Origin of the sequence: Pseudoalteromonas atlantica, from assembly GCF_043641955.1 — a bacterium.
Taxonomy (GTDB): domain Bacteria; phylum Pseudomonadota; class Gammaproteobacteria; order Enterobacterales; family Alteromonadaceae; genus Pseudoalteromonas; species Pseudoalteromonas atlantica_A.
Genome location: NZ_JBHZRV010000006.1, coordinates 266,089 through 279,584 on the forward strand (window position 1 = coordinate 266,089; position 13,496 = coordinate 279,584).

Annotated in this window: 12 protein-coding genes and 2 tRNA genes; 5 read left to right on the forward strand and 9 right to left on the reverse strand. The window is 40.6% G+C overall.

Annotated features, from left to right (window positions below; translation table 11 throughout):
• Window positions 1-5: 5 nt before the first annotated feature.
• Window positions 6-464 (forward strand): Crp/Fnr family transcriptional regulator, encoded by a 459-nt coding sequence (locus ACHUE3_RS13775; RefSeq protein WP_394192966.1) that lies wholly within the window; start codon window positions 6-8, stop codon window positions 462-464.
• A 7-nt stretch (window positions 465-471) separates the two neighbouring features.
• On the opposite strand, the gene ACHUE3_RS13780 is transcribed toward ACHUE3_RS13775, so the two are convergent.
• Both ACHUE3_RS13780 and ACHUE3_RS13785 read right to left on the reverse strand, forming a co-directional pair.
• Window positions 472-1,137: a hypothetical protein gene (locus ACHUE3_RS13780; RefSeq protein WP_394192967.1), complete on the reverse strand. Its 666-nt coding sequence runs from the start codon at window positions 1,135-1,137 to the stop codon at window positions 472-474.
• Window positions 1,138-1,193: 56 nt separating this feature from the next.
• Window positions 1,194-1,481, reverse strand: a complete 288-nt coding sequence (locus ACHUE3_RS13785; RefSeq protein ID WP_394192968.1) for a hypothetical protein — start codon at window positions 1,479-1,481, stop codon at window positions 1,194-1,196.
• 269 nt (window positions 1,482-1,750) lie between these two features.
• Here ACHUE3_RS13785 and ACHUE3_RS13790 point away from each other — a divergent pair, with 269 nt between their 5' ends.
• The 4 genes from ACHUE3_RS13790 (at window position 1,751) to ACHUE3_RS13805 (ending at window position 6,790) form a co-directional block, all read left to right on the forward strand.
• Window positions 1,751-2,134 (forward strand): RNA-binding S4 domain-containing protein, encoded by a 384-nt coding sequence (locus tag ACHUE3_RS13790; protein WP_394192969.1) that lies wholly within the window; start codon window positions 1,751-1,753, stop codon window positions 2,132-2,134.
• A gap of 85 nt (window positions 2,135-2,219) precedes the next feature.
• Window positions 2,220-2,648 (forward strand): hypothetical protein, encoded by a 429-nt coding sequence (locus tag ACHUE3_RS13795; RefSeq protein ID WP_394192970.1) that lies wholly within the window; start codon window positions 2,220-2,222, stop codon window positions 2,646-2,648.
• 205 nt (window positions 2,649-2,853) lie between these two features.
• Window positions 2,854-5,601: an aconitate hydratase AcnA gene (gene acnA, locus ACHUE3_RS13800; RefSeq protein ID WP_394192971.1), complete on the forward strand. Its 2,748-nt coding sequence runs from the start codon at window positions 2,854-2,856 to the stop codon at window positions 5,599-5,601.
• 367 nt (window positions 5,602-5,968) lie between these two features.
• The gene (locus ACHUE3_RS13805) at window positions 5,969-6,790 is read left to right on the forward strand and encodes a substrate-binding periplasmic protein (RefSeq protein WP_135474995.1); all 822 of its coding nucleotides are present in this window, start codon (window positions 5,969-5,971) and stop codon (window positions 6,788-6,790) included.
• A gap of 71 nt (window positions 6,791-6,861) precedes the next feature.
• On the opposite strand, the gene ACHUE3_RS13810 is transcribed toward ACHUE3_RS13805, so the two are convergent.
• The 7 genes from ACHUE3_RS13810 to ACHUE3_RS13840 form a co-directional block, all read right to left on the reverse strand.
• Window positions 6,862-7,389, reverse strand: coding sequence for a DUF4124 domain-containing protein (locus ACHUE3_RS13810; protein ID WP_394192972.1), 528 nt, complete (start codon window positions 7,387-7,389; stop codon window positions 6,862-6,864).
• Between the two features lie 37 nt (window positions 7,390-7,426).
• Window positions 7,427-8,164, reverse strand: coding sequence for a hypothetical protein (locus ACHUE3_RS13815; protein WP_394192973.1), 738 nt, complete (start codon window positions 8,162-8,164; stop codon window positions 7,427-7,429).
• A 100-nt stretch (window positions 8,165-8,264) separates the two neighbouring features.
• Complete coding sequence (locus ACHUE3_RS13820; RefSeq protein WP_394192974.1) at window positions 8,265-9,005, reverse strand: phosphoadenylyl-sulfate reductase; 741 nt, start codon at window positions 9,003-9,005, stop codon at window positions 8,265-8,267.
• A gap of 43 nt (window positions 9,006-9,048) precedes the next feature.
• Entirely contained in the window at window positions 9,049-10,746 is a 1,698-nt protein-coding gene (gene cysI / locus ACHUE3_RS13825) for an assimilatory sulfite reductase (NADPH) hemoprotein subunit (RefSeq protein ID WP_394192975.1), read from the reverse strand.
• Between the two features lie 66 nt (window positions 10,747-10,812).
• Complete coding sequence (locus ACHUE3_RS13830; RefSeq protein WP_394192976.1) at window positions 10,813-12,624, reverse strand: assimilatory sulfite reductase (NADPH) flavoprotein subunit; 1,812 nt, start codon at window positions 12,622-12,624, stop codon at window positions 10,813-10,815.
• 639 nt (window positions 12,625-13,263) lie between these two features.
• A tRNA-Met gene (locus ACHUE3_RS13835) sits at window positions 13,264-13,340 on the reverse strand.
• Window positions 13,341-13,419: 79 nt separating this feature from the next.
• Window positions 13,420-13,496 (reverse strand) — tRNA-Met (locus ACHUE3_RS13840).

The window sequence follows — 13,496 nt, forward strand, 5'->3', positions numbered from 1 at the left end:
TTTATATGAAGTTAATTGAACATATTCCACTAATAAGGCAAATGGAGATCATCAACAGGCTAAACTTTTTTAAAGAGTTTAGCTTAGACGAACGACAAATATTGCTTGAATCATTTAGCCACTTATATTTGGTACAACAAAATCGTTTTGTGTTTAAACAATTTGATAACGATAAACAGCTCTATATTGTATTGAGCGGCAAAATTGTTATTTTTAGGCATAGCCACTTGCTCGACCTAGGCACAATTGAGCCCGGTGAATTTATAGGTGAAGGTGCGTTTATTAATAACCGTGCTAGAAGCACCAGCGCCCGTGCAATGTGCGATACTATCGTATTAGCTGTCACCCCAGAAGCGTTAACACGATTACCCAATGTTATTCGCGAAAAAATTAAAGACCGTATAATTGAAGGAATGAGCGAGCGTATTGCAAAGCTTAGTGAGCATATTGAAAACCATGGTTAGATCTGCATTAATCCATATAAACGACTTGTAATGAGCAATTTAACCAGCTTGGTTTATTAACATAAGCCGTTATGGTGTATGTGTCTGATGGCTTGGCGCCAAAAGGTGTATTGATCAATGGCTGAGTGTGGTTGTATGTTTGCGAATAATTACGATAGTAAATAACTAAGTAACCATATAAATATTCCCATTTCAACGTCACTTTTGCGCCGCTGGTTAATGTGAACTCAGCATGCTGATCAGTAAAGCTCACCGCTAAATCATTAAATTCATCCTGCTCGCATTGACTGGTACGCAGGCGTTTTGGCATCGAAAACACCTTATCCGGATCAGCACCTTTTAAATAAAAACCGATATTACCATCACCATAAAAGTGATTTGCACGTGTTGTATAACTTACTTCTGGCTGGTATCCCAACTCTTGCATTATGACCGCTAATTGCTGCACCTGCGCGCGGAGAATTTTATCATTTGCTAACATCAATGTAGCTGCGCCAAATTCTCTTGGCACCCCAATATCGACATACTCATAAGGTAGTGATTGTGCTTTTAGCGCCGCATCAAGCTGATTACGCTGTTCATCCTGAAGATTGTCACTAAAAATATAAACGGTGGGTTGTTGGCATGCTGCCAAAAATACGAGAAAGATGAATGTTAAAAATCCGTTTTTCATGGTTGCCTCCGATTGATTACAGCTGTAGTCTATTAGAGGCAGCCATTAAAAGCAACTTAGTTAATTTGACTATTTAGCCACGCATCAACACTTTGGCGGGTGTACAACACATCTTTGAACAAACGATGGCGCTCAAATTTGAGTAAGCGCTCTTTGTTATTGTCACCACTGACAAGCTGACTGTGATTATCGTTAAACTTAGAAATCACTGAAAACCCTTTTGCAATATTTGGTGAACGCTGCTTAACTGTTTTTGTAAGGTGGGTTCTGACATCATCGGCTGTTAACATATCTGAGTTATTCAACCCCATTAACTCTTTTCTCATTGCTAATCTTACGCCCATTTTCTACTCCATAATCAATGTAATAACATTTACACTTTGGTTGCTGCTATCTAGCGGATATAAATTTGAAACATGTATTGGCAAATAACAGGCCAGATTTGAAAGCTGGAGCTTAACGCTTAAATGCTTCAGTTTTTTTAAATACGTGAGAAAGACTAAAAAAGTTTTAAAAATTCAGATAAGAGTTTTAATTGCCAATTAGGCGATAGTGCAAAACTCGCTCTAAGCCTTTATAATAAAGGCTATGCCCTACCTCACTGAGACCAAACATGAACGACGAATACATTGAAATTGAATTAGAAGAAGAGCCGATTGAACTATGCAAGCTACTCAAAGTTCTTGATTTAGTAGAAGGTGGTGGCCAAGCAAAAAACTTAATTACTGAAGGTTATGTTGGCGTTAACCATGAAATATGTACAATAAAACGGAAAAAATTATACAGTGGTGATGTACTTGAGTTTGATGGTGAATGGTTTCAATTAACCTTAAGTGAAGATGCAATACCTGCACAAAGACCTGCAGAAAACACTCAAACTGCGCCAAATAAAAGCCCCAAGCAAGACACTCCAACAGCGCCTAAAAACAAGCGTAAGCGTACTAAAAAGCCAAAGGTGGATGAAAAAACAGGCCGTAGACCAATCTCATTTGGCTAATATACTTCCTCAATTATAGCTACTTGTAAATTAGCTCTCTGTCGTCTTTAATTACCTTTTTAAAATAACAATTAAAAAGGTAATTATGTCGCACTCTACCCCACCTAGCTGGTTAAAAAGCACCGCTTGGGCTGCCCTTGTTTGGAATTTATTAGGCGTTACTGCATTTATAATGCAAATGCTGATGACACCTGAAATGATAAGTAAACTCCCTGTAGAACAACAAGCTGCATACTCTGACACCCCTTTATGGTCAACAATTGCATTTGCAATTGCCGTATTTGGAGGCTGCATTGGCTCAGTGTTATTACTGCTTAAACATTCACTAGCGCGCAGTGTTTTCGCGCTGTCACTTGTCGCTGTCTTTATTCAACAGTTCTATAACTTTATCGTTATCAACAGTATAAAACTACTCGGTGCAAGCGCGGTGTTTATGCCCATTTTGGTCATTATAATCGCCACTTTATTGCTTTTAGTTAGTCATAAAGGCGTTCAACAAGGCTGGTTAAAATAACTGTTCAGGCTGGCTGTACCTTATTAAGCTTTACTCAGTCCTCTTGAAAAATAGAAATTAAGCATTACCTAATTAAATAAAGTGAACAAAAATAGTACAAATCAATTTTGGTATACACTTTGCAGTTTACTACATCATTACGAGGTTAAATTTTACGATTTAAGGATATTCATCATACCTTACTGGTATTACAAAGGGGCATATAATGAGCAATAGTTTTGACACCCAAAAACAACTCACAATTAACGGTGAGCAATTTCACATTCATTCATTGCAGGGGCTCGGTGATAAAGCCAAACGATTGCCTTTCTCGCTTAAAGTTCTACTTGAAAACTTGTTACGTAATGAAGATGGCATCAACATAAAAAAACAAGACATTGAAGCCTTACTTGATTGGGATCCACAAGCTAAACCTAGCGCAGAAGTCGCCTTCACACCTGCGCGCGTTGTTATGCAAGACTTTACTGGCGTGCCTGCCATTGTTGACTTGGCTGCAATGCGTGATGCAATGGAGAAACTCGGTGGCGATCCTGCCAAAATAAACCCCCTCTCTCCTGCTGAACTTGTTATTGATCATTCTGTTCAAGTTGATGGTTATGGCGATGACGGTGCGTTTGATTTAAATGCCAAACTTGAATATGAACGCAATAAAGAGCGTTATGAGTTTTTACGTTGGGGTCAAACGGCTTTCGATAACCTAAAAGTAGTGCCACCAGCAACCGGTATTGTTCACCAAGTTAATCTAGAATACCTCGCCCGCGTGGTATTTAATGAAGAGCGAAATGGTCAAAAGTTTGCTTACCCCGACACACTAGTTGGAACTGACTCGCATACAACAATGATAAACGGTCTGGGTGTACTCGGTTGGGGTGTAGGCGGCATAGAAGCTGAAGCCGCAATGTTAGGCCAACCTATCAGCTTACTTATTCCCCAAGTAGTGGGTATGAAACTCAATGGACGTCTTCCTGAAGGAACGACCGCTACAGATTTAGTGCTAACTGTAACTGAGATGCTTAGAAAGCATGGCGTTGTTGGCAAATTTGTTGAATTTTATGGTGACGGCCTCGCAGACTTACCATTAGCCGATCGCGCAACGATCGCTAACATGGCTCCTGAATATGGTGCTACCTGCGGTATTTTCCCGATTGATGACGAAACAATTAACTATTTACGCCTAACTAACCGCGATGAAACGCAATTAAAATTAATCGAAGATTATGCCAAGCACCAAGGTTTATGGCGTAATGCGGGTGATGAAGCTCATTACACCGACAAACTCGAATTAAAACTTGATGATGTAGTACCAAGCTTGGCTGGCCCTAAACGCCCACAAGATAGAATCACACTAGATCAAGCCGGTGATGTTATTACCCAACATTTGAGAGGCTTTCAAGATGATCGTATCGCAAACCGCGATAAAAGCGACGAAGAGCAATCTCGTATTGAAAGCGAAGGCCCTACGACCAATCCAGATGAACCTGTAGACGAAGCTCAATTTATGGGCGCAGCTAAAGTTAAATTTAAAGGCCAAGAGTTTGAGCTTAATGATGGCGCATGTGTGATTGCAGCAATTACCAGCTGTACTAACACATCAAACCCAAGCGTAATTTTAGCCGCAGGTCTAGTTGCCAAAAAAGCTCGTCAACTCGGTATAGATGTTAAACCTTGGGTTAAAACCTCGCTAGCACCTGGGTCACAAGTTGTCACTGATTACCTAAAAAATGCTGAGTTAATGGACGACTTAGAAGCTCTTGGTTTCAACCTTGTGGGCTACGGCTGTACCACCTGTATTGGTAACTCTGGACCACTTGCGGATGAAATATCTGATGCAATTCAAAAACACAAATTAGTTGTAAGCTCAATCCTATCGGGTAACCGCAATTTCGAAGGACGCATTCACCAAGATGTGAAAATGAACTTCCTCGCGTCGCCACCATTAGTTGTCGCATACGCAATTGCTGGGCGAACAGATATTGATGTATACAACGAGCCATTAGCAAAAGATAAAAATGGCAATGACATTTACCTGAAAAACATTTGGCCCAGCGTAAATGAAGTCAATGAACTGGTACAAAAAACAGTGACTAAAGAGATGTTCGCCTCTAGCTATGGCAATGTATATAAAGGTGATGAGCGTTGGCAACAAATCAAGATACCTGATGGTAAATTGTATGACTGGAATGATGCATCTACATACATCAAAAAAGCCCCTTTCTTTGAAGGTATGGAAGTGGAGCCTCCAGGCATCCCAACAATCAGTGGAGCTCGTTGCTTGGCTAAATTAGGCGACTCAGTGACCACCGATCATATCTCACCTGCTGGTGCTATAAAAGCCAGTGCACCTGCCGGTGAATACCTACTACAACATGGCGTTGATAAGGGACAATTTAACTCTTATGGCTCACGTCGTGGTAATCATGAAGTAATGATGCGCGGCACATTTGCGAATGTACGTTTAAAGAACTTACTCGCACCAGGTACTGAAGGCGGTGTCACACGGACTCAGCCTGAAGACGAGTTAGCAAGTATTTATGATGCTGCGATGAATTATCAACAGCAGGGCACACCATTAGTTGTGCTTGCAGGCGCTGAATATGGCACAGGCTCATCACGTGACTGGGCCGCAAAAGGTTCCCTACTGTTAGGGGTTAAAGCTGTAATCGCGCAAAGTTATGAACGTATCCATCGTTCTAATTTAATTGGCATGGGCGTACTTCCTTTGCAATTTAAAGAAGGTGAAAGCCATGACTCTTTAGGCCTCACAGGTCAAGAAACATTTGATATTGAAGGTCTGTTTGATAAAACAAACGAAGTCAGCGTGATAGCCACTAACAGTGAGGGGAAACAAGTGAGCTTTAGTGCTGATGTGCGTATTGATACACCTAAGGAATGGGACTACTACAAACATGGAGGCATTCTTCAATACGTTTTAAGAAACATGCTTGAGCAATAATACGGCCTCTAGAGGCTGCGCTACTTATTACTGCGCAGCCTCAAAAGTTGTTTATTTGATTAAGAACAAGTAGCACTGAATATTTTTGGCTACACTTAAAGTATTAGTAATCAAAACAGTGTACTGATGTCTCCTCAAACCATTATCAGGATGCTTAAATTAAGCATCATATTAGGGCTGAGCCTTATAATATTAGGTCACTATCTTTTGGTTTCTGACTATTTTGATGCTATTACTAGTATTAATAAGATTGTTATTAGTGCATCGTGTATTGCGTTCGGTGTTTTATTTTCATTGCCAACCAAGATTTGTTTAACATTGATCCTTATGAATTTAGAAGATAAGCACAATAAATCGGCCAGCATTCATGCTAATACAAAGAATACGTAGGTCTTTTTTACATCAACTCTTTTTATACAGCACAATGTTCTATGCTTTGTGTTCAGAGGCGCTTGCACAGCAAAAATTAACAATCGCATCAGGTAACTTTGCCCCTTACTTTCAAGAGGACGACGTTACTGGTGATGGTTATTTCGATCTAATCCTATTGAAAGTTCTTAACAAAGAAGGCTACAACAATATCAATTTAGTCTCGTTAAACAACGATGCTATTAAACGTTATTTTATAAATGGCGTCGCTGATGTTGCAATTAATTACACAGCAATGCCACCTTCGAATAGTTACACATCTAAATATAGAGTGAAGTTTTTAAATAGAGTAATCATGCACACCGACCAATGGTCGAACGATATAAAAAAATTACATGACTTAAATGGCTTTACTCTAGCTAGTTTTACTGGGGCATCAAACTTGTTTGGCAATGAATTTAAAAAATTTACCCAGTCAGATTCAGTTAAATATTTTGAAACTGCCAATCAGCAAGCGCTCAATAAGCTACTGCATAAGAACAAAATTGATGTGAGAATTGGCGATTACTTAATGTTTTATAGGCATACCGCTTATGTATCTGGCTTAAACCCAAATGATTACGTCTCGCTTGATTTATTGGATTACCAAGGGTCGTTTATTGTGTTTCACGATAAAAAATTAAGAGATCGGTTTGATCATAAGTTAGGTCAACTCATTCAATCCGGTGAAATAAATACAATCACCCAAGAGTGGCTCAAGTTCTATAACTTACCTTCAGCCATTGAGCATACTTTCTTTCCTAGCATTGCTGATCGTTAAAAGAGTATGAGTTAGAGTATGAGTTAGAGTATAAACTTAGATAATTAGCACTATTAAACAAAAGTATATGTTCAGTTTGCTTTTTCAAGTTGCTCAGTCCGCTCTGCCAACTTTTTCTTTACTTGCTGCGCATCATCAAACAATTTTTTGATCACAACAGGGTTATACGCATTTGCGGGGTTTTGCGTAACAACAAGCTGGCCTGACTTGGCGCTGCCTTTTAAAATAGAGGTGTCTTCGGCTTCAACCACAGTAATATCGTTGGGGTCTAAGAGCATTTTTTCACTTTTACCATTTGGGTTGGGTTGATCTGAATAATGCCACTGCCCATGCTTATCTTGCCATTTATAAATCACGGTAGATGCTGAGAAATCATCATTGGTTTTTTGTATCAAGTCACGATGTGTATTTGCTACTAATTTTACCGCTTCATCCAAGGTATTATTTGATAGAGCTACCGCTTGTGATTTTAGCTTTGTTGAGGTTTGTGAAATTTGATCTACGCTGAGCCAAGATTTTCCATCAGGACGCTTCAGGTAAAATAAGGTGGTGATACTGATCAGTAGTAACATGGTTAATATGTAAGCAAAATACTTCATTTTCATTCCTTGAAGAGTGTATTTAAAATAAATAAGCTTATTGATAGCTATTTATTATTCTAGCAAGCTCACCATTTGCTTTCAGCTTTTTTAAAAATATATTGAATGCATCTGCGCGTGCTCTCCCCCTTGGTGAATGAGAAAACTGAAGCTGTAGCGGTTCCATACCTACATTGAAGTCACTCATGTTCAACTGCTTAAACTCAGGGTATTTTTTGCAATACCAATTAAAGACTGCACGAGACATAATAGCAAATCGCTTCTGCTCATAAGTATTATTATGAAGGCTTTTAAGCAAAGCTAGATCAGAGTAAAAGTTTTCACGATGAAGCGTTTTATTTTTTACTAGCGGCTCATACTGTGGGTAAATATAGCCGTAATGGCCAAGTAAGACGCCTGAGATGAATTTATTTTTTATATCGAAAATACGAGGATCAACATAGCGACCTGTAATAATTACATCTTCGATTATAACAATGCCTTCACTCCAGTAGTGAGGATGATTATCAATTTGCCAAGCTTCTGATTCCATTCTGGCATCAATGTGATTATCGTGGATTAATTTAGCTGATCGCACCTTTGGTACAAATACATACTCTATTTTATAGCCAGACTCAGCTGAAAATTTTGATAAAACACGGTTTAATATGCCTTTGTTATTTTTATCAACAAAGTGAATTGGAGGGTAATCTTCATCAGGCAGGGCAACACGAAAGGATTCAGAGAATACCTGATTAGATAATAATAGCAGTAGAACAACAAAGACCTGTTTCATAAATGAGCACATATAAGTTGCATTTACTAACTATACTGTAGTCAAAAATGAAAAACGCAGCTAGGCTGCGTTTTAGGAATATTCAGAGAACTATTTAGGATTAAATCCCGTCACCATCAATATGAAGGCCACATTCACGGTTTAAGCCAAAGAAGCGCGTTTCCTCTTCTGTCATACCTGGCTCTAATTTACGTGTAGTATGAACATCACCCATAGACACATATCCTTGCTCCCAAAGTGGATGGTAAGGTAAATCATGTTTAGTTAAATATTGATACACATCGCGGTTTGACCATTCAATAATCGGGTAAACTTTAACTGTGCCACGGCTAATTTCAACAATCTGTTTGTCCGCACGGGTTGATGCTTGGTCGCGGCGTAGGCCACTAAACCAAGTTCCAGCATCTATCTCTTTTAACGCGCGAGTCATCGGCTCTACTTTATTAAGCTGATTATATTGCTTAATGCCGGCTTCGCCTTGTTCCCACAACTTACCAAACTTAGCTTCTTGCCAAGCTGGGCTTAGAGCCGACTTATACACTTTTAAGTTAAGTGATAAACGCTCCGTCATCTGCTCAATGAACTGATACGTTTCAGGGAATAAGTAACCTGTATCCGTTAATACCACAGGGATGTCTGGGCGCTGTGTTGTTACTAAGTGCAACATAACAGCCGCTTGAATGCCAAAGCTTGATGATAAAAACTGCGTCTCTGGTAAGTTTTCAAGCGCCCAAGCAACACGTTGTTCAGCGTTTAAATCTTTAAGTAAACCATTAGCATCTGCAAGCAATGCAGCTTGGCTTTCTTTATCGAGCTGTAATATGTTTTTAAATTCACTCATAGTAAATTCCAAACCTCAGCAAGCGTTACCGCTTGCTTTTAATTTAAGCGTGAAAATCGGTGACTGACACTTTAACTTCAGCAACAATGCCTTTACGAATAACAAAATCGCCAAAACATTCGCCGTCGTTACGCTCACTCGCCCATTGACCTATTAGCTTGTCAAAGGCATCTAGGTAAACGTCTTCACCGACATTTTCTAAATACAATTTAGGTATACGTGTGCCTTCAAGGTTACCCCCTAAGTACACGTTATATTTACCTGGCCCTTTACCCACTAAACCAGCCTCTGCCAGCATTGCGCGACCACAGCCATTAGGGCAACCAACAACACGCATTATGATGCTGTCATCAGGGATACCATGCTTAGCTAGCAGCGCTTCTGTCTTTTCAACTAAGCTTGGTAAGTAACGCTCAGCCTCTGCCATTGCAAGTGGGCAAGTGGGTAATGCCACACAGGCCATCGAGTTTTTGCGCTGCTCAGTGTCTTTGTCGTCAATTAAACCGTGGTTACGGGCAATTTCTTCGATCACTGCTTTTTGATCCGCTGGCACACCGGCAATAATTAAATTTTGGTTTGCCGTCATGCGCATGTCACCTTGGTGAACCTCGGCAATTTTACGACAACCTGTTTTAAGTGGCTTATCTGGGTAATCTAAAATACGTCCACTTTGAATAAATAGCGTTAAGTGATGTTTGCCATCAATCCCTTCAACCCAACCTATACGATCCCCTCGGTGAGTGAATTCAAATGGGCGGCTAGGTGCAAATTTAACACCTGAACGCGCTTCAACTTCAGCCTTAAATACATCAGACCCTACACGGTCTAGCGTGTATTTAGTTTTTGCATTTTTACGGTTCGAACGATTACCCCAATCACGCTGAACAGATACCACATGCTCAGCAATTTTTAACGTGTCTTCTAAGGCAATAAAACCAAAGTCATCCGCTTTACGTGGGTATGTAGCAGTATCGCCGTGCGTCATCGCAAGACCACCACCGACTAACACGTTAAAGCCTACAAGTTTTCCATCTTCAGCAATGGCCACAAAGTTTAGGTCGTTTGCATGTACGTCCACTTCATTATTAGGTGGGATCGTTACAGTGGTCTTAAACTTACGCGGTAAGTAATTAGAGCCTAAAATTGGCTCTTCTGTGGTTTCTGCTTTTTCGCCATTTAACCAAATTTCTGCATACGCTTTAGTTTTTGGTAATAAATGCTCTGAAATTTTTGCAGCCCAATCGTATGCTTCTTGATGAAGCTCAGATTCAACTGGGTTAGTGGTACATAGTACGTTACGATTCACATCACCCGCTGTTGCAATTGAGTCGATACCCACGCTATTAAGCATTTGGTGCATGCCTTTGATATTTGGCTTTAACACACCATGAAACTGAAACGTTTGACGCGTTGTTAAACGAATACTGCCGTAGCTGGTTTTCTCATCGGCGAATTTATCAATCGCAAGCCATTGCTCTGGCTTGATAATACCGCCAGGCATACGCGCACGCAGCATTACATTATGTAGTGGCTCAAGCTTTTGCTTAGCGCGCTCACCACGAATATCACGGTCATCTTGTTGGTACATACCGTGGAAACGAATTAACTGAAAGTTATCCGCGGTAAAGCCACCGGTGATCTCGTCTTTTAAATCTTGCTCTATGGTGCCACGTAAAAAGTTACTTTCTCTTTTCAAACGCTCGTTATCAGAAAGCTTTACGTTTTTATCTTGTTCGCTCATGTTTAATCCTAAATTTGTTACAGTGACGGCTGTTAGCGTTGCTTTTGTAAAGTAAGCAATGTGTACTTAGTACACGTCTTTCTGATAGCGATTTGCGCTACGTAAGTCTTTTAAATACTGATCAGCCTCTTCAAAGCTCTTATCTGTATTTTCGCTGATAATATCAACCAAAGCATTGTGTACGTCTTTCGCCATACGGTTTGCATCACCACAAATGTATATGTGCGCACCCGCTTCTAGCCATGCAAAAACGTCTTTACTGTTTTGGCGAAGCTTGTCTTGTACATAGACTTTATCAGCTTGATCACGGCTAAATGCCACATCAACTTTGCTCAATAGACCTGATTTTAAATAACCTTGAATCTCTACTTGATACAAAAAGTCTTGAGTAAAGTGAGGGTTACCGAAGAACAACCAGTTTTTACCTGTAGCTTCTCGCGAATCACGCTCTTGTAAAAATGCGCGGAACGGCGCAATACCCGTACCAGGACCTACCATGATCACTGGCGTGTCGTCATTGCTAGGTAAACGGAAATTGTCGTTATGCTCACTAAATACCTTTACTTTACAGCCCTCTTCAGCACGACGTGCTAAATAACCAGAACAGCCACCTAAGTGTTCGCTGCCAAAGGCGTCAAATTCAACCAGTGCAATTGTTAAATGCACTTCGTCTTCAACTTCAGCTTGGCTTGAGGCAATTGAATATAAACGCGCTTGCAACTTACGCAGGCAATCAACGAGTGTTTGTGCTTCGACTTTTGCAGGGTTTTGGCGGATCACATCAAATATTTGACGAGGTTCAATGTATTCACGCATTGCCGCTTTATCTTCCACCAGCTTTAATAGCTCAGGTGTACCAGTTGCAACTGCGTACTTTTCAACAAAGCCTGGATAAGATTGCGTTAGCTCTAATTTTTCAATTAATGCATCGCGGATACTTAGCTCTTCATCGCCCAGCTTAACCTTACTGCTTGCATCAATCTGCGTCAGTTCAAGTACTTCGTCGACCAATGCTTCATCATTTAAGAAGTACACACCCAGTGAGTCACCTGGGGTATAAGTAATATCTGACCCTTCAAGAGAGATTTCAACGTGGCGTACATCTTTAGTTGAATCACGGCCGGTAATTTTTTGTACTGTGCTAAGCTCAGCCGCAAAAGGGTTTTGCTTAGTGTATTGGCTTGCAGCGGCTGTTGGTGCGCCAAATGGCATAGAGACTACTTGGCCGCCTGCATCTTGCTGTGCTTTTAAGTCAGGTTCAAAGGCATCTAATGCGCCAGTGATCCAAGTAGCTGCTTCATCATCGTAATCAACATCTAAATCAGCGCGCTGATAGATAGTCTCTGCACCCAGCTTAGTTAAACGCTCTTCAAAATCTTTAGCTGTCTGGCAGAAAAATTCATAGCTTGAGTCACCTAAGCCAATTACCGCGATTTTAACGCCATCGAGTTTAGGCGCTTTCTTAGTGGTTAAAAATTCGTGTAGTGTTTCTGCATCTTCTGGCGGCTCACCTTCACCATAAGTAGATACAACAACAGTTAGGAATTTTTCTTTTTTCAACGCCGTTGGTTTGTAATCGGCCATGCTCACTAATTTAACAGCCAAACCGCGTGACTCAGCTTGCTCTTTCAGCTTAGTAGCGACACCTTTTGAGTTGCCGGTTTGCGAACCATATAAAATAGTTAATGCCGCTGCCTCACCTGCGCTCGGTGCTGCGCCCACAACACCACCAAGGGCTGCTGTATTTGCATTCGCAGCAAGGTAACCACTCACCCAAGCTTGCTGAATTGGATTAAGCTCAGCCACTAAACCTTGTAGCTTTTGTACTTGCTCTTGCGATAGCGGGCTTGCCGCTGCATTGAGTTGACCTAACAACATGAATTCGTCCCCGTAACCCTAAAAGTTAACTACAAAATGACCACTTTTATAAGTAAATCAGTTTGCCTAAAATTTGTTTCAACTTTAAAGCGTTAATACTCGCTCCAAAGATTTCTCTGAGCGTGAAGAATAACGGGGTATTGACGAATAAAAAAAGAATAGAATCTGCTTTGTTATTCCATTTAGTTATGGAATTAGATTATTTCCTTCAAAAACAGATTAAAGGCAAGTTTTGAGTTTTCGCATCACACTTGATTTTCAGCTTAACTATTAAAAAACCTCTAATTAGTTCTCTAAATTTCAGATATAAAAAAACACTCATTAAGAGTGTCGATTCATTATTACTTGATTTCAGTGGTTGCGGGAGCCGGATTTGAACCGACGACCTTTGCTGGCTAATGGAGAGCTGAGACCGACGAGCTATCCATTCACTGAATTTCAGGCATAAAAAAACACGCTTTAGGCGTGTCGATTTAATAGAACTTGTTATTTCTGTGGTTGCGGGAGCCGGATTTGAACCGACGACCTTTGCTGGCTAATGGAGAGTTGAGACCGACGAGTTATCCATTTCGCTGAATTGTAGGCATAAAAAAACACGCTTTAGGCGTGTCTGTTTAATATTCTACATTGTAATTTCAGTGGTTGCGGGAGCCGGATTTGAACCGACGACCTTCGGGTTATGAGCCCGACGAGCTACCAGACTGCTCCATCCCGCGCCTGTATATTTAAAGTCTATCGACTACTTAATTTAATCTCTTAAGTTAGAGTTTACAGTAACCGTTTCTTTAAAAGAATTGGTTGCGGGAGCCGGATTTGAACCGACGACCTTCGGGTTATGAGCCCGACGAGCTACCAGACTGCTCCATCCCGCG

Bases quoted from the DNA above. Each gene is read 5' to 3' on its own strand.
- ACHUE3_RS13775 (WP_394192966.1), top strand. From the start codon at position 6: ATGAAGTTAATTGAACATATTCCACTAATAAGGCAAATGGAGATCATC.
- ACHUE3_RS13780 (WP_394192967.1), bottom strand. From the start codon at position 1,137: ATGAAAAACGGATTTTTAACATTCATCTTTCTCGTATTTTTGGCAGCA.
- ACHUE3_RS13785 (WP_394192968.1), bottom strand. From the start codon at position 1,481: ATGGGCGTAAGATTAGCAATGAGAAAAGAGTTAATGGGGTTGAATAAC.
- ACHUE3_RS13790 (WP_394192969.1), top strand. From the start codon at position 1,751: ATGAACGACGAATACATTGAAATTGAATTAGAAGAAGAGCCGATTGAA.
- ACHUE3_RS13795 (WP_394192970.1), top strand. From the start codon at position 2,220: ATGTCGCACTCTACCCCACCTAGCTGGTTAAAAAGCACCGCTTGGGCT.
- acnA (WP_394192971.1), top strand. From the start codon at position 2,854: ATGAGCAATAGTTTTGACACCCAAAAACAACTCACAATTAACGGTGAG.
- ACHUE3_RS13805 (WP_135474995.1), top strand. From the start codon at position 5,969: ATGCTAATACAAAGAATACGTAGGTCTTTTTTACATCAACTCTTTTTA.
- ACHUE3_RS13810 (WP_394192972.1), bottom strand. From the start codon at position 7,389: ATGAAGTATTTTGCTTACATATTAACCATGTTACTACTGATCAGTATC.
- ACHUE3_RS13815 (WP_394192973.1), bottom strand. From the start codon at position 8,164: ATGAAACAGGTCTTTGTTGTTCTACTGCTATTATTATCTAATCAGGTA.
- ACHUE3_RS13820 (WP_394192974.1), bottom strand. From the start codon at position 9,005: ATGAGTGAATTTAAAAACATATTACAGCTCGATAAAGAAAGCCAAGCT.
- cysI (WP_394192975.1), bottom strand. From the start codon at position 10,746: ATGAGCGAACAAGATAAAAACGTAAAGCTTTCTGATAACGAGCGTTTG.
- ACHUE3_RS13830 (WP_394192976.1), bottom strand. From the start codon at position 12,624: ATGTTGTTAGGTCAACTCAATGCAGCGGCAAGCCCGCTATCGCAAGAG.